The organism is Pseudomonas frederiksbergensis (assembly GCF_001952935.1).
Classification (GTDB): domain Bacteria; phylum Pseudomonadota; class Gammaproteobacteria; order Pseudomonadales; family Pseudomonadaceae; genus Aquipseudomonas; species Aquipseudomonas frederiksbergensis.
The window spans coordinates 1,725,612-1,744,646 of sequence record NZ_CP018319.1; the positions used below are offsets into that span (position 1 = coordinate 1,725,612).

A 19,035-nucleotide genomic window follows, 5' to 3' on the forward strand; every position below is an offset into this window, starting at 1 on the left:
TTCTCGCAATTGACCTGCGTTTCGAATCGTTCTGGAGAACTGCCATGTTGAACAAACTCATCGTCCTGGCTGTATTGCTGCTGCCTGCCTGTTTTGCCAATGCTCACGAATACAAGGCTGGCGAACTTGAGATCGCCCATCCGTGGTCGCAGGAGTTGCCACCCAACGCGCCAACGGTGGCGGCGTATTTCGTGATTCACAACAGCGGTAAAACCGCCGACCGACTGCTTAGCGTCGTCTCGCCGATTGCAGGCGAAGCCCAGTTGCACGAGCACGTCATGCAAAACGACCTGATGAAAATGCAGCAGGTGCCGAGCGTCGACATTCCTGCCGGTGGCAACGTCTCTTTTGCGCCGATGGCCTACCACGTGATGCTGGTAAACCTGAAAGACCGCAGCCTGCTGAGCGACGGCAAACGCTTCCCGCTGACGATGCATTTCGAGAAGTCCGGCGACGTAACGGTCGACGTCTCGGTGCAGAAGAAGCCGCCGGAAAGCATGCAGACGCACGCCCACGCCCAATAAGCGACTGAGCAAAAACCCCCATGCGCCCGCTTAGCGCCAGGTCATCCGCACACCGTCGTCAGCCGTTAAGCCTGACGAGCGGCAGCTGGATCAGCCTGTTCGCCATGTTGATGATCTTTATCGGCCCGCTGATTTCTCAGTCGATGCCGATGGATCAACGCGCCTCGATGTCGATGTCGATGGACATGTCGGCAATGGAGCACGCCGACCACGGCGCGCAAGCCGCGGCCGAGCACTGTCCACCAAAAGCCGACCACCATGCACTCTGGGAAAAATGCGGCTATTGCAGCCTGCTGTTCAATTGCCCGGCGCTGACTGGCGGCCAGTCCTTCGTCGCATTCGACACGCCCAAAGCCACCACCTTCACCACTCCCTCCCCTCGCCTGGGCCACGCCCGGCAAACCTTTTTCCCCGGCGCCCGCACCCGCGCTCCGCCCATCGCCGCGTAAACACCCACCTCCGATCTCACACGGTTTCGAAGACAGCCACAGCAACCTGTGGGAGCGAGCCTGCTCGCGAAGAGGGAGTGTCAGTCAACATTCATGTCGTCTGACACACCGCTTTCGCGAGCAGGCTCGCTCCCACAAGTAATGCGCAGGCTGCCGGCCGTGTCGTTTACGACTGTTCGATGGAAAATGTCATGTCCAGGTTTTCTGCTGACACACGCTTGAGCACTGCCCAGGCTTCTTTTGCCCTGAACGAATCTCGCGTTCGCTTCAGGCACGCCACCGCCCTCCTTTGCGGGGCACTGCTGACTCCCATGGTGCTGGCCGATGAACACACCGGTCACAGTGAAGAACTGAGCCCGACGGTAATCACCGCCATCGCCCCGAGTTCACCACTGACCATCGTCACCAACCCCAAGGACCCGCGCCAACCGGTGCCGGCCAGCGACGGTGGCGATTACCTGAAAACCATTCCCGGCTTCGCCCTGGTGCGCAACGGCGGAACCAACGGTGACCCGGTGCTGCGCGGCATGTTCGGCTCGCGGTTGAACATCCTCACCAATGGCGGCCAGTTGCTCGGCGCCTGCCCCGGCCGAATGGACGCACCGACTTCGTACATCTCGCCGGAAACTTACGACAAGCTGACCGTGATCAAAGGCCCGCAAACCGTGCTCTGGGGACCGGGCGCATCGGCCGGGACCATCCTCTTCGACCGTGAACCGGAAAGCTTCGGCGAACTCGGCACGCGGGTGAACGCCAGCGTGCTGGCGGGCTCCAACGGCCGTTTCGACAAAGTGGTGGATGCTGCTGCCGGCGGGTCATTGGGTTACGTGCGAGTAATCGGCAACACCGCGCATGCCGACGATTACCGGGATGGCAACAACGACACCGTGCCGTCGCGCTACGACAAGTGGAATGGCGACGTTGCGGTGGGCTGGACCCCGGACGCCGACACCCTGCTGGAACTCACCGCCGGCAAGGGCGATGGCGAAGCGCGTTACGCCGGTCGCGGCATGGACGGTTCGCAGTTCTTGCGCGAAAGCCTGGGCTTGCGTTTCGAGCAGTCGAACATCGGCGATGTGCTGGACAAGGTCGAGGCGCAGGTTTACTACAACTACGCCGACCACGTGATGGACAACTACACCCTGCGCACGCCGTCCGGCACCGGGATGATGGCCGGCCCCATGGCTTCCAATGTCGACCGTCGAACCCTCGGCGCACGGATCAAGGCCACGTGGCGCTGGGCCGATGTGCAGTTGATCAGCGGCATCGATGCGCAGACCAGCAAACATCGCCAGCGCAGCGCCATGGGCGTCGACGCCTACAAGGATGTGCCGCGCAACAAGGATGCCGACTTCCACAACTATGGCGTATTCAGCGAATTGACCTGGTACGCCGCCGACCGTGACCGGTTGATTACCGGCGCACGCCTGGACCGTGCTTCGGCCAAGGATTTCCGGCAGACCAAGGGCTCCGGGATGATGGCGCGCCCTAATCCGACCGCCGACGACACCCGTGCCGACACACTGCCAAGCGGCTTCGTCCGTTACGAGCATGACCTGGCCGACAGCCCGACCACGCTGTATGCCGGCCTCGGCCACACCCAGCGTTTCCCGGATTACTGGGAGCTGTTTTCACCCAAATCCGGCCCCGCTGGCTCGGTGAATGCCTTCGATTCGATCAAGCCTGAAAAAACCACCCAGCTCGATTTCGGCCTGCAATACAAGACCGAAGACCTCGAAGCCTGGGCCTCGGGTTACGTCGGGCAGGTGCGCGACTACATCCTGTTCAACTACACGCCAACCATGATGGGCACGACCTCGCAAGCACAGAACATCGACGCACGAATCATGGGCGGCGAATTGGGTGCGGCCTACAAGCTGACCAGTCACTGGAAAGCCGATGCGACCCTGGCCTACGCCTGGGGCAAGAACAGCAGCGACGGCAACGCACTGCCGCAAATGCCGCCGCTGGACGCCCGTTTCGGCCTGACCTACAGCGAAGACAACTGGAGCGCCGGGGCGTTGTGGCGAGTGGTTGCGGCGCAAAACCGCATCGACCAGAACAAGGGCAACGTGGTCGGCAAGGACTTCGACAAGACCTCGGGCTTTGGCGTGTTCTCGCTCAATGGCGCGTACCGGATCAACCAAAACTGGAAGGTCAGCACCGGCGTCGACAACCTGTTCGGCAAAGCGTACGCCGAGCACTTGAACCTGGCCGGCAACGCCGGTTTCGGCTACCCGGCCAATGACCCGCAAGCTATTAAAGAACCGGGGCGCACGCTCTGGACCAAAGTGGACATGAGCTTCTAAACGCATCGTCGGAACGCCGCCCGGAGCAAGCTCGCTCCCACATGGACCGTGTTGAACCTGTGGGAGCGAGCCTGCTCGCGATCGGTTGCGCAGCAACCGCAAACAAACAACTAAAAGACCCAAGCCTAGCGGAGCACACGTGATGAAACAGCCCAAACCGAATTTCTACAACCTGGCCTGGCGCTGGCACTTCTATGCCGGTCTGTTCGTCGCGCCTTTCATGGTGATGCTGGCCCTGACCGGCATCATTTACCTGTTCAAGCCGCAACTCGACCCATTGATGTACGGCAGCTTGCTGAACGTTCCGGCCGGGCATCACAGCGTCCCGGCCGATGACCTGCTCAAGCGGGTGAAAGAGGCTTACCCACAAGCCACGATCAAGCAGTATTTGCCACCGATCAACGCCGAACGCAGCGCGCAATTTGTCGTGCTCAATGCTGGTACCGAGCTCAACGTTTTCGTCGATCCCTACCACGGCGACATCCTCGGCGAGCAAGACGCGAAAAAGAATCTGCAAGCCGTCGCGCGAGCGATTCATGGCGAATTGATGATCGGCACCGTCGGCGACCGACTGATCGAGCTGGCCGCCGGCTGGGGCGTGGTGTTGGTGGTCTCCGGGGTCTTTCTGTGGTGGCCGCGCGGCCAGGCAGCCGGCATCTTGTGGCCGCGCTTGAACAGTCGCGGTCGAGTGCTCTGGCGTGACCTGCACGCGGTGACCGGGTTCTGGGGCGCGTCGCTGCTGCTGGTGATGCTGCTCAGCGGCATGACCTGGACCGGGTTCTGGGGCAAGCAATACGCGCAAGTGTGGAACGTCTTTCCGGCCGCGATGTGGGACAACGTGCCCCAGTCCGATGTCGAGGCCCGCAGCCTCAACACCGCCACCCGCCAGACCGTGCCGTGGGCGATGGAAAACACACCGATGCCAATGTCTGGCGACCACGCCGAACATATGGCCCACAGCGGCACGCAAGCGGGTCCCGCCGCACCGACCATCAGCCTGCAAGACGTGCAGGACATCGCCGTGCAACGCAAAGTCGAACCGGGCTACAGCATCACTTTCCCGACCACCGCGACTGGCGTGTTCACCATCGCCGTGTTCGCCGACGACCCGCGCAACGACGCCACCTTGCATATCGATCAGTACACCGGCAATGTCCTCGCCGACGTGCGCTTCGAGCAGTACGGCACCGTCGCCCGTGCAACAGAAATCGGCGTGATGCTGCACGAAGGCAAGATGTTCGGCCCGCTCAACCAGATCATCATCCTGCTGATCTGCCTGATGATCCTGCTCAGCGCCGTCAGCGGTGTGGTGATCTGGTGGAAGCGCCGTCCACAAGGAAAATTCGGAGTTCCGCCGCTGCGCCACGACCTGCCGAAATGGAAAACCGGCGTGGCGATCATGCTGACGCTGGCGGTGATTTTTCCGCTGGTGGGGGCTTCGTTGATTGTGGTGTGGGGGCTGGATCGGCTGCTGTTGTCGCGGCGGGTCGCCAGCAACGCTTCAGCCTGACTAAGGGTAGACGGACAGCCCAGCGCGGCATCAAGCATGACCCGCGCTGTGCGCCATCATTCGCTAAGGCTAATTGCAAGCGTAGCCACGTACGATTCCGTAGCAATTGTTCAGCGTAGGGACATCCGCCAGATTCACCGTAATGTCCGTCGGATTGGAGTTATCTGCGACATCGGTCGAACAAAAGGTCTGGATTCGACACTGTCCATTGCCCAAATCCGTAATAGTGATGCCGTTGTTAACTTTATCTTTATTGGGGCAAGTTTCACTGGCGGAACTAGCGTTCCACGCGTCCGTGCACGCATCCGCATAAGCCATTTGCTGAAGCCCCAGCAGCATGGCTGACAAAGCAAGTCCGTTTAAAACGATTGAGCGCTTCATGGGTATGTCCCTCGTAAGAAGTAGGCCATTCCATGCTATGAGCTGTTCACTGGCGCGGTAACTGTCATTAATGACAGTTTTTTCGACCAACTTGGACTTACATCGATTTTTTTCAGAGCCACAGGAAATATCGCCAACAACCTGAATCCGCCTCACCTTCATCATGAGTCAGCCGAGATGCGCGTATTAGAGCGATCTGTAGACTTCGCGCGCTTACCCCGGTCTTTTTTAGTGTTACTGCATAACGTAAATGGACCGCCTGCCCGCCACAGGAATGTTGCGGGTTTTCTTTGCATAAGTGGTTCACCGCCCCGATGAACAAGTACCTCTTGTCCGGCCTCTGCCTGCTCGCCATGAACCACAGCGCCGACGCGCAACCGTTGACGCTGCCCACCGGCACCATTACCGCCGAGGTCAATGACGACGAAACCGTCAGCCTGAACACCCCGACCACTGCCGGTTCGCGCCTGAACCTCACTGCAATGGAAACCCCTGCCAGCGTCGAAAGCCTGACCGGCGAACAGATCCGCGCGCGGGGTGATCGCAGTGTGCAAGACGCCGTGTCGCGCAGCACCGGGATCAGCCGCACCGGCACGCCGGGCGATGGCGGCACGTCGTTGTCGGCACGAGGTTTTACCGGGCAGGGTTCGGTGATGCAGCTGTATGACGGCAACCGCATGTACACCGGCATGGGCACCGTGACCTTCCCGGTCGACACGTGGTCGGTGGAGCGCGTTGATGTGCTGCGCGGCCCGGCATCGGTGCTGTACGGCGAAGGCGCGACCGGCGCGGTGGTCAATGTGATCCCGACAAAACCGTTTGAAGGCGAGATCGAAAACCATGTTCGTCTCGGCTACGGTTCCTATGACGGTCAGCAACAGGCCTTCGACAGCGGCGGCTCATTGAGTGACACCTTGAGCTACCGCTTGAACCTCAATCGCCTGCGCAGCAACGGCTGGGTTGATCGCGGCGATTCGTCCAGCGACTTCATCAGCGCCGCCCTGCGCTGGCAAGCGACCGACGATCTGGCGTTTACCCTAGCCCACGATTACGGCGATCAAAAGCCGATGAACACCTTCGGCACGCCGCTGATCAACGGGCGCTTTCACGAAGGCCTGCGGGACAAGAACTACAACGTCAGCAACGACAAGCAGCACTACAACGATCAATGGACGCGGCTGACCAGCGACTGGCAACTCCCCGAGAGCGTCAATTCGACTAACGAGCTGTATTACCTCAAGGCCCAACGCCGCTGGCAGAACGCCGAGAACTACAACTTCGACCGCGACACTCAACAGCTCAGCCGCAGCGGGTATTTCGGCATCGGCCACAAGCAGGAGCAGATCGGTGATCGCCAGACCTTCACCTTCAAACACACCCTGTTCGGCCTCGAAAGCCAGACCGTGACGGGTGTCGATTACAACCGGATTCGCTTCCAGCTCGACAGCAACTCGCCGTTCAATGACGCGTTACCGAATGGCCAACCGATCGATTTTCATCACCCACAGCGCGGTAGTTTTGAAAGCGCCGACCCGTACCGTGATCAGTTCCAGTCGACGACAAAACAGCTGTCGGCCTTCGCCGAAAACCGCACGCAGTTGAGCGAACGCTGGTCGCTGGTGACCGGCGTGCGCCGCGATTACGTGCACGTCGACCGCGACAATCTGGTGGATGGCAGCCAAAGCGACAAGACCCTGACCGGTAATAACTGGAAGGCTGGACTGGTGTTTGCCGTGACGCCTGACACCTCGTTCTACGGTCAGTACGCCACCAGCACCGACGGTGTCGGCGGGTTGATTTCCCTGAGCCCGAGCCAGCAGCAATATGACTTGTCCACCGCGAAGCAGGCCGAGATCGGCGTGAAGCAATTGTTCTGGGATCAGCGCGGCGAGTGGACGCTGGCGGCGTATCGCATCGTCAAAAAGAAACTGCTGACTGACGACCCGGGCAATCCGACGCTCAAACAGCAGGTCGGCCAGCAATCGACCAACGGCCTCGAAGCCAGCCTCGACCTGCAACTGCCGCACGCCTGGCAACTGCAGGCCAATGCGGCCATCGTCAAAGCCAGGTTCGACGATTTCGAAGAAGTGGTGAGTGGTATACCGGTGTCGCGCAACGGCAATCGTCCGGTGGACGTGCCACGGCGCACGGCGAATCTGTGGCTGAGCAAAGCGATCAATGATGACTTGAAGGCCGGCGCCGGCGTGCGTTATGTGGATGCGCGTTTTGCGGACATGGCCAACCAGAATGAGCTGCCGAGCTACACCGTGGTGGACGCCACGCTGTCCTGGAAGGCGCTGCGGAATACGACGCTGGGGTTGCAGGTGAACAATCTGTTTGACCGGCAGTATGCGCAAAGCCAATACAATGAGGGGCAGCAGTGGATCCTCGGCGAACCCCGATCGTTTTTTGTCACGGCTGATTACACCTTTTGATTCAAGGGCCCCTTCGCGAGCAAGCCCGCTCCCACATTAGATCGCATTCCAATGTGGGAGCGGGCTTGCTCGCGAAGGCGTCATCAGCAACACCGAAAATTTCAGAGTAGATGCATGACCTCGCTGAACCTCACAAACCTCGCCTGGACACCCTTGGGCCACGGCCATTGCCATCACCAGTTCCAACTGCGTGAGGCGACCTTGCGCGTGCTCCCGGGTGAGTTCGTCGGCCTGATCGGCCCCAACGGCAGCGGCAAAACCAGCTTGCTGCGCTGTGCCTGGCGCTTCAGCAAACCCGAGCGCGGCGAGGTCAAGCTCGACCATCACAACGTCTGGAAGCAATCCTCGCGCTGGTGCGCGCAACGCATCGCCGTGGTCCTGCAGGAATTCCCCGACGCCTTCGGCCTCACCGTCGATGAAGTCGTCGCCATGGGCCGCACACCGCACAAAGGCTTGTTCGACGGCGACACTCTGGAGGACAGAAAACTCGCTACCCAGGCCCTCGAATCAGTCGGTCTGAAAGGCTTCGAAGACCATGACTTCGCCACCCTCTCCGGCGGTGAAAAACAACGCGTGATCCTCGCCCGCGCCCTGGCTCAGCAACCACAAATGCTGATCCTCGACGAGCCGACCAATCATCTCGACCCGCGGTATCAGCTCGAACTGCTGCAGCTGGTCAAACGCCTGAAGATCGGCACCTTGGCGAGCATCCACGACCTCAATCTGGCGGCTGCTTTCTGTGATCGGCTGTATGTGATCAATCACGGCCGCATCGTCGCCAGTGGCACGCCCGAAGAAGTCTTGACCGCCCCACTGCTGCGCGATGTGTTCGGCGTCGAAGCGCTGATCGATCAACATCCCTTGCACGGCTACCCACGAATTACCTGGATCACCCAACCATGATTTTGCGTTCCCTGCTTTGCGCCGCTCTGTTGCTGGGCAATGCCCAAGCATTTGCCGAGGCCACCCACTACCCGTTGACCGTGCAGAGCTGCAATCGCGAAGTGACCTTCAAGCAAGCGCCGAAACACGCGGTCAGCCACGACATCAACATGACCCAGATGCTGCTGGCCCTCGGTCTGAAACCCAGCATGGCCGGGTATAGCGGTGTGACCGGCTGGAAGTCGGTCACGCCGCAGATGCAAACCATCCTCGAGGGCTTGCCGGAGTTGGCGGCCAAGTACCCGTCGGTGGAAACCCTGCTCAACGCCAACGTTGATTTCTTCTTCGCCGGTTGGGATTACGGCATGCGCGTCGGCGGTGATCTCACACCGCAAACGTTGCAGCCGCTGGGCATCGATGTCTACGAGCTGACGGAGTCCTGCGCGTTCGTGATGAAGCGTCCGCCGGCCAGTCTGGAAGACACCTACAACGACCTGCGCAACCTCGGCAAAATCTTCGACGTGCAGGATCGCGCCAACGCCTTGATCGCCCGGATGCAATCGCAGGTCGCCGAAGTGCGCAAGGATCTGCCGACGGACAAACCTCGCGTCTTCCTCTATGACAGCGGTGAAGACCGCGCCATGACGTCCGGCCGCCTCGGTATGCCGCAAGCGCTGATCGACGCTGCCGGCGGGCGCAATATTCTCGATGATGTCGAGGCGAGCTGGACCCGGGTCAATTGGGAAAACGTGGTCGAGCGCAATCCGCAGGTGATCGTGATCGTTGATTACGGCGAAGTCACCGCCGAGCAGAAGCAAGAGTTCCTGCTCAACAACCAGGCGCTGCAATCGGTGGACGCGATCAAGAACCAGCGCTTCATCGTGATTCCGTATGTGCAAGCCACGCCTGGGATCGACAACGTGCTGGCAGTCGAAACCCTGGCCAAGGGTTTCCACCGCGAATGATCAATCGTCGCTACGCGTTGTTGCTGATGGCCCTCGGCGCGTTGTTGCTGGTGTCGTGCGTGGTGTCGCTGGGCTTCGGTCCGGCGCGGGTGCCGGTGGACGTGGTGTGGCGGATTCTGTTGCACAAGATTTTCGGTGTCGGCGTGCCGGACTGGGCCGCCGGGCAGCAACACATCGTCTGGCTGATTCGCGTGCCGCGCATGTTATTGGGTGCGTTGGTGGGCGCCGGGCTCGCGCTGATCGGTGCGGTGCTGCAAGCGGTGACGCGCAATCCGCTGGCCGACCCGCATTTGCTCGGGGTCACCTCCGGCGCGACCCTCGGCGCGGTGATCGTGGTGCTGCATGTCGGTGAAATCGTTGGCCTGCTGACCTTGCCGATCGCGGCGTTTATCGGCGCGTTGCTGAGCATGTTGATCGTGCTGATGATCGCCAACCGCAACGGACGGCTCGACAGTGATCGGCTGCTGTTGTGCGGCGTCGCGGTGTCCTTCGTGATGATGGCGATCGCCAATCTGCTGCTGTTTCTTGGCGACCATCGCGCGAGTTCGGCGGTGATGTTCTGGATGCTCGGTGGGCTCGGGTTGGCGCGTTGGGAGTTGCTCGCGGTACCGGCAGCCAGCGTGTTGCTCGGTCTGGTGTTGCTGCTGGGCATGGCTCGACCGTTGAATGCGTTGATGACCGGCGAACAGACTGCCGTCACCCTCGGCCTGAATGCTCGCAACGTGCGCTTGCGGGTGTTTTTGATTGCGTCGCTGATGACCGGGGTGCTGGTGTCGATCAGCGGGTCTATCGGGTTTGTCGGGCTGATGGTGCCGCACATTGCGCGGCGTCTGGTCGGGGCGGAGCATCGGCGGTTGCTGCCGGTGTGCGTGTTGTCGGGAAGCATCTTTCTGGTCTGGGTCGACGTCGCCGCCCGCACCCTGATCGCCCCCGAGGATTTGCCGATCGGCATAGCCACGGCGGCGATTGGCGGGTTGTTTTTCATCGGTCTGATGCGCAGGCGCTGAAGCCAACGGCTGTGACCGCTACCCCGCCCCCTTACAACTCATCCCGCGTGGGGTGGGGGAAGATATCCTGAATCTGTTGGCGTCGGAGGCCCCAGTCAGAGCCCAGGCGCCTGGCCTGATTCCAGAAATACGCAGGCTTGAGCACCTGCAAATTGCCGATGTCCGCCAGACGGGTAATAAACACATCGGTCGACAGCACGGTGGCCCACTTTCCTTCGACGAGCTGAACTGGCTGGGTCAGCAGCAATGTTCGCTCCGAGGCCGAATAGGTTGGTGTGTATTTAAGCAATGCTCCATAACGCGTCGAATAGTAGTAGGCGTTGATATCGAACCCTTTGGCTTTCAAGGCATGGGTGTGCGCATGCACCTGGGCCGGAGAGGCGAAGTTTGCGTCAGTTGCATCGGAGCGTTCGGCCAGTGTCGAGCCTGCGACCTGGAAAAGCTGATGGCCGGCCACCAATGTGTAGCCGTCGGGAAAACGTGGCGGTTTATTGCGCGGGGAGGTCAAGGGATCACTCGCAATACGGAAAACCCGCTTGATGGCTTCATTGGGATACCCAGGGTCTGCAATGGGCTCCAGTGCAACAAAGGAATTAGTGCCGGGGCTGCTCAAAATCCCGCTGGCGTGCACTGTCGTTTGACTCTCGTGACTGCCCAGCCGCGACTGCGCATAAAGGGCCGCGTCGTCAGGATGATGGAATATCGGTCCCAAGGCTGGCGCAGGGCTGTTTGCCCACTGCTCATCCACGGAAACAGAAGGCATGCGGGGCCGCCAGTTCTGGCTCACTTTGCCTTTTCGGGACCAATAGGCGCTGGTCACCAGGACCTCCAGTTCTCCGGATTTGGCCATTCGCTGGATGTAACTACTCAGCCTGAACCTGCCCTCGCCGATGTCCTTCCAGTCACGCTGCGCGTGCTCGAGCGCGGCAAACGGATTGTCCTTGAATTCGTACTGGCCGAATTTGTCTCGCGAAAGGTCCGGGTCGAAGGGGCTGAGCAACAATCGCAACAAGGCACCATCGGCGCAGGAGAAATAAATCGGCCTGAAGCCATGGGGCGTTCGCGCAGCGTCACGGGCCAGACTCACGTCCATGGGGGAAAGGAAATGCCGGTAATCATCGTCCGACAGCTTTTGCGGCGCTTGCCCCGCGCACAGGTGAATCGCGCTGCTGACGTGGGAAGAAGGGAGTACACCGGGAAAGATTCGCTCATACGCCAACCATGTGCCTTGCACGTCAATGGGCAGGGTCGCAATGAAGACGCCGGTACGGGCATTTTTCAGAACGAATCCAAACCCCGTCGCTGAACGATTGCGTGCCCGTTCATGAGCGAAACAGGCCGCGTCCTGTTCTCGAAGGTACATCGGGCTACAGGCCGGCTCGGCAACCGCTCGTGCATAGCCGGAAGTTACTGCGGCGGCCGGGGGATAGGCTTCGAATTCTGTCACGGTACGAGCCGGGCCCCATAGCGGGCTCCCTGAAACCACTTGCAGGTAACCGGACTTTGCCAGGCTTTTTACCCAGTTTGTCGGAGACAGCAGCCCCCGATAGATTTGTTCCTTGATCGATGCGGCATCCAGCTCTCGCCCTGGCTTGCCCGAAGTGCCCAGGGCAATGGCCAGGTCGGCTTTGAATCGTGCCCATAACCCGGCCCGATAGCGAATGGTCGCGCCGTCCGGCGCCAGAAAGTATTCATCGAGCGTTTGCCCTTCGCGGGTGAATGCGGTGTACGCGACATCGGCGGAGAGCATGTTGAGATACACCTCCTTGTCGACTTTCGACAGCAGTACCGGCAACTCGCGAGGCACTCGGGAGCGATAGCGCGCCACCACCGAACACCCCGCCGGAAACTGGCCAAGCGTCACGGCTTCGTCCGGGAAGACCCAAGGGATATCAAAGTCTTCTCGCAGGATAGCGATCGGATCGGTGGCCACAAAAAAACCATCGGCTCGTTTCAGGATCACACCGCCAAACGCCTTGGCGCTACCGCTCGGTATTTGCGAACGCGCATGCAGAGCCGCATCATCAGCCGTCAGAAATACCGGGCCGAGGGTGCGCCGTTGCAGGTTCATGCTTGACTGCCAGTGCTTGTCGACCAGCCCTTTACTGTCCCAGCAGACATTGGTGCGCGTCACCTGCAATACACCGCTGTTGGCGACCACTCTGACAAAACCCGTCGGGGTCAGCACACCACTGGCCAGGTTTTTCTGGATATCCTCCAGCCCCATGCCGGGGGTGTCGTTGTCGAACAGCTTGGTGCCCTTGCGCGGGACGTATTTGAGCAGGGCTCCGTCCTGAGTCGAGACGTAGAGAGGAATGACCCTGTCCGGGTCCAGCACCGGACGTTTGTTGGAGTCATAAACCACCACAAACAGATCCCTGGGCACAATGAAGTGGTGCGCCAGCCAGCGCCTGGCCGGGTCGCGGGCATGCTTGACCCGTTGGCGCGAATAGTAAAAGGCGTGGAGCTTGAATGACTCGGGATAGTCATAGTCCCCGGCCTTTCGGGCAACGCCAAACAGGCTGCGCAACGAGTAAAGTTTGTCTCTCCCATCGCTGACCGGGACCAGTTCAGTGGCGATGTACTCTTCCTTGCCTTGTTGTTTGAGGATGAATCCGAACCAGGTCCGTTCTTCGTCATGCCGCTCGGTGTCTTTGGCGTAGCGCTCGAGTGCCGCCTCATCGGCCGACCGGGAAACCGCGCCGAACGACACCCGGTCCGGCACGCTACGTTCCCAAGGACCGGCGACGACAGGTCCGGTTATTCTTTCCCGGGGCCGCCAGCGACCGTTGCTGACAAGGACTTGCAAATCACCGGCCGCTGCTGCCTCCTCGACGAATTGCTCCGGTTTGATGGCTCCCGTCTTCATTCCCAGGGCAAACACGCCAGGGGCGGCCTCGGTGCCCAGTTGCGCCAGCAGGCTCGACGTACGAAGCCTGTCGGGAGTGAAACCGATCAGGCTGTTTTCGGCCCCTGAAAGATAAGCCGGCAGACCGCTCTGCAGGCTGTCGCGCAGTTCGTCAACGCTGAACATCAACAGGCTGGTCGCGGCGTCTTCGACAGTCCATTTCAGCTGCGTAACCTTGGCGACGTCGAGCGTCGAAAGCGCGGGATGCGAATAGAAACGACTGTGCAAGACATGCTTGTCGGGGATCACCTTGTGATGGGAAGTCATGCTGACCGGATGCCCGGTCAGGTCGGTGAGCACAAACCGCTGATCGTTTCGCTGAAGGATATAGCCGTAATACCCGCGGTTACGGTGGCGGCCGATTCGCTCATGGGCATAACGAGCGGCATCGTCCGCCGAAAGAAACGCCCTTTCCAATATGTTCAGTGCCGAGTCCGACCGGGTCGGCGCGAGTTGTTGGGGTTGTTCGTCCATGCAGTGGAGCTCCATTGAGTCATTCAAGGGTGATCCCCACTCTCGCACCGCAAAGCATTGCCCAGGCGGTACATAGTTACTACTTCGTGCGCTCGGCACCACTTGGACGCATCGCCGTGCACGCAAGCGTTTTTATGCCCGTTCACGGTGCAACAAGTAGCTGCGCCGAACGTTTTCACCCCCGCGCAAAAGCACTTCCGGTGTTAGGCACAGCCCTTGCTAAAGACCCTTCAGTAGTCCGCATCTGCCAACCAAGAAAATTCATAAGTTCATGGAGATCGCACAATGAAGCGTCGCAGCTTGATCAAGGCTTTCACACTCTCGGCAAGCATTGCCGCGATGGGCATGACCTGGAGCCTCCAGGCCGCCGAGACCATCAAGGTCGGTATTCTGCATTCGTTGTCCGGGACCATGGCGATCTCCGAAACCTCGCTCAAAGACATGGCGCTGATGACCATCGACGAGATCAACGCCAAGGGCGGTGTGAACGGCAAGATGCTGGAACCGGTGGTCGTCGACCCGGCATCGAACTGGCCGCTGTTCGCCGAAAAGGGCCGTCAGTTGCTGACCCAGGACAAAGTCGCCGTGGTGTTCGGCTGCTGGACGTCGGTGTCGCGTAAATCGGTGTTGCCGGTGTTTGAGGAGCTCAACGGCCTGCTGTTCTACCCGGTGCAGTACGAAGGTGAAGAGATGTCGCCGAACGTGTTCTACACCGGCGCCGCGCCGAACCAGCAAGCGATCCCGGCGGTGGAATACCTGATGAGCGAAGAAGGCGGCAGCGCCAAGCGCTACTTCCTGTTGGGCACCGACTATGTCTACCCGCGCACCACCAACAAAATCCTGCGCTCGTTCCTGCACTCCAAAGGTGTGGCCGACAAGGACATCGAAGAGGTCTACACCCCGTTCGGCCACAGCGACTATCAAACCATCGTGGCCAACATCAAGAAATTCTCGGCGGGCGGCAAGACTGCGGTCATCTCCACCGTCAACGGCGACTCCAACGTGCCGTTCTATAAAGAGCTGGCCAACCAGGGCTTGAAAGCCACCGACGTTCCGGTCGTGGCGTTCTCGGTCGGCGAAGAAGAACTGCGCGGCATCGATACCAAACCGCTGGTGGGCAACCTCGCGGCCTGGAACTACTTTGAATCGGTCGAGAACCCGACGAACAAGAAATTCGTCGCCGACTGGAAAGCCTACGCCAAGAAACACAACCTGCCGGGCGCCGACAAAGCGGTGACCAACGACCCGATGGAAGCCACCTACGTGGGCATCCACATGTGGGCGCAAGCGGCCGAGAAAGCCAAGTCCACCGACGTCAACAAAGTCCGCGAAGCCCTCGCTGGCCAGACCTTTGCCGCGCCGTCGGGTTACACGCTGACCATGGACAAGACCAACCACCACCTGCACAAACCGGTGATGATCGGCGAGATTCAGGCCGACGGTCAATTCAACGTGGTGTGGCAGACCGAAGGGCCGATCCGTGCTCAACCGTGGAGCCCGTTCATCCAGGGTAACGACAAGAAGCCCGATTATGCGGTGAAGAGCAACTAAGCCACCCCGCACAGCCTGATCGCTCCCACGCTCTGCGTGGGAATGCAGCCAGGGACGCTCCGCGTCCCAAAAGCGGACGCGGAGCGTCCGGTGAGGCATTCCCACGCGGAGCGTGGGAACGATCAATACGCAAGGCCAATGACATGCCCACTGCCCTTTACCGTTTCATCCTCGCCATCGCGCTGTTACTGCCGATGGCCGCGCATTCTGGCGACGCCGAAGACTTCGTCGTCGCCAATCCCATGCAGCAAGCCAGGCTTCTGGAAGCCTGGGCCGCGCAGCCCGATGCCGCCCGCATCGAATTGATCAACGCCCTGCAACAAGGCGAGTTGACGGTCGATGGCCAACCAAAAACCCTGCGCCTGAACAATCGCCTGCGGGGTCTGATCGACACCGCACTGGCAAGCCACCAGTTGCTCGCCGCCGACGCCAAAATCCGTCTGGCCGCCGCGCAGCAATTGCAGAAAAGCGCCAAACCGGCGCAGTTGAAATTCCTCGACCAGCAACTGGCAGGCGAAAAAAATGAAAGTGTTCACGCCGCTTTGAGCCTGGCCCTGGCCAATCTGCAACTGGTGGACACCGACCCGGCCGTACGCCTCGCCGCGGTGCGTCTGCTGGGTGAAACCGGCGATCCGCTGGCTCGCACCCGCCTCGAAGGCTTGCTCCAGCCCGGTGTCGAAGCCGATGCCAATGTGCGCACCGCTGCCGAAACCAGCCTGGCCCAGGTCAAACGCAAACTGCTGATCGGCGAGATGCTTGGGCAGGCCTTCAGTGGCATGTCCCTGGGTTCGATTCTGCTGCTGGCGGCGTTAGGTCTTGCAATCACCTTCGGCCTGCTCGGCGTGATCAACATGGCCCACGGCGAGATGTTGATGCTCGGCGCGTACTCGACGTATGTGGTGCAGCTGATGTTTCAGCGCTTCGCCCCGCAAGCCATCGAGTTCTACCCGCTGATCGCGTTGCCGGTGGCGTTTTTCGTCACCGCCGCCATCGGTATGGCGCTGGAGCGCACGGTGATTCGTCACCTCTACGGCCGCCCATTGGAAACTTTGCTGGCCACCTGGGGCATCAGCCTGATGCTGATTCAGCTGGTGCGACTGCTGTTCGGCGCGCAGAACGTTGAAGTAGCAAACCCGGCCTGGTTGTCAGGCGGGATTCAGGTGTTGCCGAATCTGGTGCTGCCGTACAACCGCATCGTGATCATCGCCTTCGCGCTGTTTGTGGTGGTGCTGACCTGGCTGCTGCTGAACAAGACGCGCCTGGGCTTGAACGTGCGCGCCGTCACCCAGAACCGCAACATGGCGGCCTGCTGTGGCGTGCCGACCGGGCGCGTCGACATGCTCGCCTTCGGCCTCGGTTCGGGCATCGCCGGCCTTGGTGGCGTAGCCCTCAGCCAGATCGGCAACGTCGGCCCGGACCTCGGCCAGAGCTACATCATCGACTCGTTCCTGGTGGTGGTGCTCGGTGGCGTCGGTCAATTGGCCGGTAGCGTGCTGGCGGCGTTCGGCCTCGGTATCGCCAACAAGATTCTCGAACCACAGATCGGTGCCGTGCTCGGCAAGATCCTGATCCTCGCGCTGATCATTCTGTTCATCCAGAAACGTCCGCAAGGCCTCTTCGCACTGAAAGGACGGGTGATCGACTGATGAATCAGCCCCTGCTCGTTACCGCAACACAAAAAGCCGGCCCCAAAGTCACGATCGCCGTTGGCGCGCTGATCCTCGCTCTGTTGCTGGCGTTGCCGCTGCTGTCGTTGTTGTCGCCGGACAGCACGTTTCACGTCTCGGCCTACACGCTGACGCTGGTGGGCAAGATTCTGTGCTACGCCATCGTCGCCCTCGCGCTGGATCTGGTCTGGGGTTACGCCGGCCTGTTGTCCCTCGGTCACGGTTTGTTCTTTGCCCTAGGCGGTTATGCGATGGGCATGTACCTGATGCGCCAGGCCTCGGGCGATGGCTTGCCAGCGTTCATGACCTTTCTGTCGTGGACTGAATTGCCGTGGTACTGGACCGGCACCAGCAGCTTCCTCTGGTCGATGTGCCTGGTGGTGCTGGCGCCGGGGTTGCTGGCGCTGGTGTTCGGTTTCTTCGCCTTCCGTTCGCGGATCAAGGGCGTGTATTTCTCGATCATGACCCAGGCCCTGACCTTCGCCGGGATGCTCCTGTTCTTCCGCAACGAAACCGGGTTTGGCGGCAACAACGGCTTTACCAACTTCCGCACCATTCTGGGCTTCGGCATCACGGAACCGGGGACTCGCGCGGTGCTGTTTTTCGCCACCGTGGTGTTGCTGGTGGCGAGCCTGTTCATCGGCTGGCGTCTGGCGCAGAGCAAGTTCGGCCGGGTGTTGACCGCCCTGCGCGATGCAGAAAACCGCTTGATGTTCTGCGGCTACGATCCACGCGGTTTCAAGTTGTTTGTCTGGGTGTTGAGCGCGGTGTTGTGCGGCCTGGCCGGCGCGCTGTATGTGCCGCAAGTCGGGATCATCAACCCGAGTGAAATGTCGCCGACCAACTCCATCGAGGCCGCCGTGTGGGTGGCGCTGGGCGGTCGCGGCACGCTGATCGGCCCGCTGCTCGGCGCCGGGGTGGTCAACGGGATGAAGAGCTGGTTCACCGTGGCGTTTCCGGAGTACTGGCTGTTCTTCCTCGGCGCGCTGTTCATCGTCGTGACCCTGTACCTGCCCAAAGGCGTGATCGGTCTGCTGAAAAAAAGGGGTGAACAATGAGAGTCACTGCAACGGCTGAATTCATGCTCGAACCGGCGTTTTTTCCACCGCTGGAACCCAACCGGGACGCCGGCAGCAGCCGTGACGCCATCGGCCTCGGCCAGCGCGCCGGCCCCGGCCTGAACACGCGCCACGGCACGATCCTGACCCTGGAAGACATCAGCGTCAGCTTCGATGGCTTCAAAGCGCTGAACGATCTGAACCTGTACATCGGCGTCGGCGAATTGCGCTGCATCATCGGCCCCAACGGCGCGGGCAAGACCACGCTGATGGACGTGATCACCGGCAAGACCCGGCCCAGTCACGGCAAGGCCTGGTTCGGCGAAACCCTCGACCTGACGCAGATGAGCGAAGTGCAAATCGCCCAGGCCGGCATCGGTCGCAAGTTCCAGAAACCGACCGTGTTCGAAGCCTTGAGCGTTTTTGAAAACCTGGAACTGGCGCAGAAAACCGACAAATCGGTGTGGGCCAGCCTGCGGGCGCGCCTGAGTGGCGAACAGAAAGATCGCATCAGCGAAGTGCTGGACACGATTCGCCTGAGCAGTTCGGTCAATCGCCCGGCGGGCTTGTTGTCCCACGGTCAGAAGCAGTTTCTGGAAATCGGCATGTTGCTGATGCAGGACCCGCAACTGTTGCTGCTCGACGAGCCGGTGGCAGGCATGACCGACGCCGAAACCGAATTCACCGCCGAACTGTTCAAGAGCCTCGCGGGCAAGCATTCGCTGATGGTGGTGGAACACGACATGGGCTTCGTCGGCTCCATCGCCGATTACGTCACCGTGTTGCACCAGGGCAGCGTGCTGGCCGAAGGGTCGCTGGAGCAGGTGCAGGACAACGAACGCGTGATCGAGGTGTACCTCGGCCGCTAGAACTGCGAACACATACCAATGTGGGAGCGGGCTTGCTCGCGAAGGC

General features: G+C 60.7%; 14 protein-coding genes. 12 read left to right on the forward strand and 2 right to left on the reverse strand.

What is annotated here, in order from left to right:
* Positions 1-44 precede the first annotated feature (44 nt).
* From PFAS1_RS08150 to PFAS1_RS08165, 4 genes are all read left to right on the forward strand, one after another.
* Entirely contained in the window at positions 45-524 is a 480-nt protein-coding gene (locus tag PFAS1_RS08150) for a copper chaperone PCu(A)C (protein ID WP_076028807.1), read from the forward strand.
* Positions 525-544: 20 nt separating this feature from the next.
* Positions 545-973, forward strand: coding sequence for a DUF2946 domain-containing protein (locus PFAS1_RS08155; RefSeq protein WP_076028808.1), 429 nt, complete (start codon positions 545-547; stop codon positions 971-973).
* 191 nt (positions 974-1,164) lie between these two features.
* A complete protein-coding gene (locus PFAS1_RS08160; RefSeq protein WP_076028809.1) occupies positions 1,165-3,282 on the forward strand; it encodes a TonB-dependent copper receptor in 2,118 nt (705 codons plus the stop codon).
* A 142-nt stretch (positions 3,283-3,424) separates the two neighbouring features.
* Positions 3,425-4,792, forward strand: coding sequence for a PepSY-associated TM helix domain-containing protein (locus PFAS1_RS08165; RefSeq protein WP_076028810.1), 1,368 nt, complete (start codon positions 3,425-3,427; stop codon positions 4,790-4,792).
* Between the two features lie 69 nt (positions 4,793-4,861).
* Here PFAS1_RS08165 and PFAS1_RS08170 read toward each other — a convergent pair whose 3' ends face one another.
* On the reverse strand, positions 4,862-5,173 hold the full coding sequence (locus tag PFAS1_RS08170) for a hypothetical protein (RefSeq protein ID WP_156886705.1): 312 nt from the start codon (positions 5,171-5,173) through the stop codon (positions 4,862-4,864).
* A 314-nt stretch (positions 5,174-5,487) separates the two neighbouring features.
* Between PFAS1_RS08170 and PFAS1_RS08175 the strand changes: the two genes are divergently transcribed.
* The 4 genes from PFAS1_RS08175 (at position 5,488) to PFAS1_RS08190 (ending at position 10,462) form a co-directional block, all read left to right on the forward strand.
* Complete coding sequence (locus PFAS1_RS08175) at positions 5,488-7,608, forward strand: TonB-dependent receptor (protein ID WP_076031506.1); 2,121 nt, start codon at positions 5,488-5,490, stop codon at positions 7,606-7,608.
* Between the two features lie 114 nt (positions 7,609-7,722).
* Positions 7,723-8,511 carry an ABC transporter ATP-binding protein gene (locus PFAS1_RS08180; RefSeq protein ID WP_076028812.1) on the forward strand — a complete coding sequence of 263 codons (789 nt, stop codon included), beginning with the start codon at positions 7,723-7,725 and terminating at the stop codon, positions 8,509-8,511.
* Positions 8,508-9,455, forward strand: coding sequence for an ABC transporter substrate-binding protein (locus tag PFAS1_RS08185; RefSeq protein WP_076028813.1), 948 nt, complete (start codon positions 8,508-8,510; stop codon positions 9,453-9,455). The genes PFAS1_RS08180 and PFAS1_RS08185 overlap by 4 nt, the downstream gene beginning before the upstream one ends.
* The gene (locus PFAS1_RS08190) at positions 9,452-10,462 is read left to right on the forward strand and encodes a FecCD family ABC transporter permease (protein WP_076028814.1); all 1,011 of its coding nucleotides are present in this window, start codon (positions 9,452-9,454) and stop codon (positions 10,460-10,462) included. The genes PFAS1_RS08185 and PFAS1_RS08190 overlap by 4 nt, the downstream gene beginning before the upstream one ends.
* Positions 10,463-10,493: 31 nt before the next feature.
* Here the strand turns inward: PFAS1_RS08190 and PFAS1_RS08195 are convergent, their stop codons facing one another.
* The gene (locus tag PFAS1_RS08195) at positions 10,494-13,844 is read right to left on the reverse strand and encodes a hypothetical protein (protein ID WP_076028815.1); all 3,351 of its coding nucleotides are present in this window, start codon (positions 13,842-13,844) and stop codon (positions 10,494-10,496) included.
* Between the two features lie 285 nt (positions 13,845-14,129).
* Between PFAS1_RS08195 and urtA the strand changes: the two genes are divergently transcribed.
* The 4 genes from urtA to urtD all read left to right on the forward strand — a co-directional run bounded on the left by urtA (position 14,130) and on the right by urtD (position 18,989).
* A complete protein-coding gene (gene urtA, locus PFAS1_RS08200; protein ID WP_076028816.1) occupies positions 14,130-15,395 on the forward strand; it encodes an urea ABC transporter substrate-binding protein in 1,266 nt (421 codons plus the stop codon).
* Between the two features lie 143 nt (positions 15,396-15,538).
* Positions 15,539-17,041, forward strand: coding sequence for an urea ABC transporter permease subunit UrtB (urtB, locus tag PFAS1_RS08205; RefSeq protein ID WP_076028817.1), 1,503 nt, complete (start codon positions 15,539-15,541; stop codon positions 17,039-17,041).
* Entirely contained in the window at positions 17,041-18,120 is a 1,080-nt protein-coding gene (gene urtC / locus PFAS1_RS08210) for an urea ABC transporter permease subunit UrtC (protein ID WP_076028818.1), read from the forward strand. Before urtB ends, urtC begins: the two co-directional genes overlap by 1 nt.
* Positions 18,117-18,989 carry an urea ABC transporter ATP-binding protein UrtD gene (gene urtD, locus PFAS1_RS08215; protein WP_076028819.1) on the forward strand — a complete coding sequence of 291 codons (873 nt, stop codon included), beginning with the start codon at positions 18,117-18,119 and terminating at the stop codon, positions 18,987-18,989. The genes urtC and urtD overlap by 4 nt, the downstream gene beginning before the upstream one ends.
* Positions 18,990-19,035 lie beyond the last annotated feature (46 nt).

What these genes read in the sequence shown, in the direction of transcription:
- urtA (WP_076028816.1), top strand. Translation starts at nt 14,130, where the DNA reads ATGAAGCGTCGCAGCTTGATCAAGGCTTTCACACTCTCGGCAAGCATT.
- PFAS1_RS08165 (WP_076028810.1), top strand. Translation starts at nt 3,425, where the DNA reads ATGAAACAGCCCAAACCGAATTTCTACAACCTGGCCTGGCGCTGGCAC.
- PFAS1_RS08190 (WP_076028814.1), top strand. Translation starts at nt 9,452, where the DNA reads ATGATCAATCGTCGCTACGCGTTGTTGCTGATGGCCCTCGGCGCGTTG.
- urtC (WP_076028818.1), top strand. Translation starts at nt 17,041, where the DNA reads ATGAATCAGCCCCTGCTCGTTACCGCAACACAAAAAGCCGGCCCCAAA.
- PFAS1_RS08175 (WP_076031506.1), top strand. Translation starts at nt 5,488, where the DNA reads ATGAACAAGTACCTCTTGTCCGGCCTCTGCCTGCTCGCCATGAACCAC.
- PFAS1_RS08160 (WP_076028809.1), top strand. Translation starts at nt 1,165, where the DNA reads ATGTCCAGGTTTTCTGCTGACACACGCTTGAGCACTGCCCAGGCTTCT.
- PFAS1_RS08180 (WP_076028812.1), top strand. Translation starts at nt 7,723, where the DNA reads ATGACCTCGCTGAACCTCACAAACCTCGCCTGGACACCCTTGGGCCAC.
- urtD (WP_076028819.1), top strand. Translation starts at nt 18,117, where the DNA reads ATGAGAGTCACTGCAACGGCTGAATTCATGCTCGAACCGGCGTTTTTT.
- PFAS1_RS08195 (WP_076028815.1), bottom strand. Translation starts at nt 13,844, where the DNA reads ATGGACGAACAACCCCAACAACTCGCGCCGACCCGGTCGGACTCGGCA.
- PFAS1_RS08150 (WP_076028807.1), top strand. Translation starts at nt 45, where the DNA reads ATGTTGAACAAACTCATCGTCCTGGCTGTATTGCTGCTGCCTGCCTGT.
- PFAS1_RS08170 (WP_156886705.1), bottom strand. Translation starts at nt 5,173, where the DNA reads ATGAAGCGCTCAATCGTTTTAAACGGACTTGCTTTGTCAGCCATGCTG.
- PFAS1_RS08185 (WP_076028813.1), top strand. Translation starts at nt 8,508, where the DNA reads ATGATTTTGCGTTCCCTGCTTTGCGCCGCTCTGTTGCTGGGCAATGCC.
- PFAS1_RS08155 (WP_076028808.1), top strand. Translation starts at nt 545, where the DNA reads ATGCGCCCGCTTAGCGCCAGGTCATCCGCACACCGTCGTCAGCCGTTA.
- urtB (WP_076028817.1), top strand. Translation starts at nt 15,539, where the DNA reads ATGCCCACTGCCCTTTACCGTTTCATCCTCGCCATCGCGCTGTTACTG.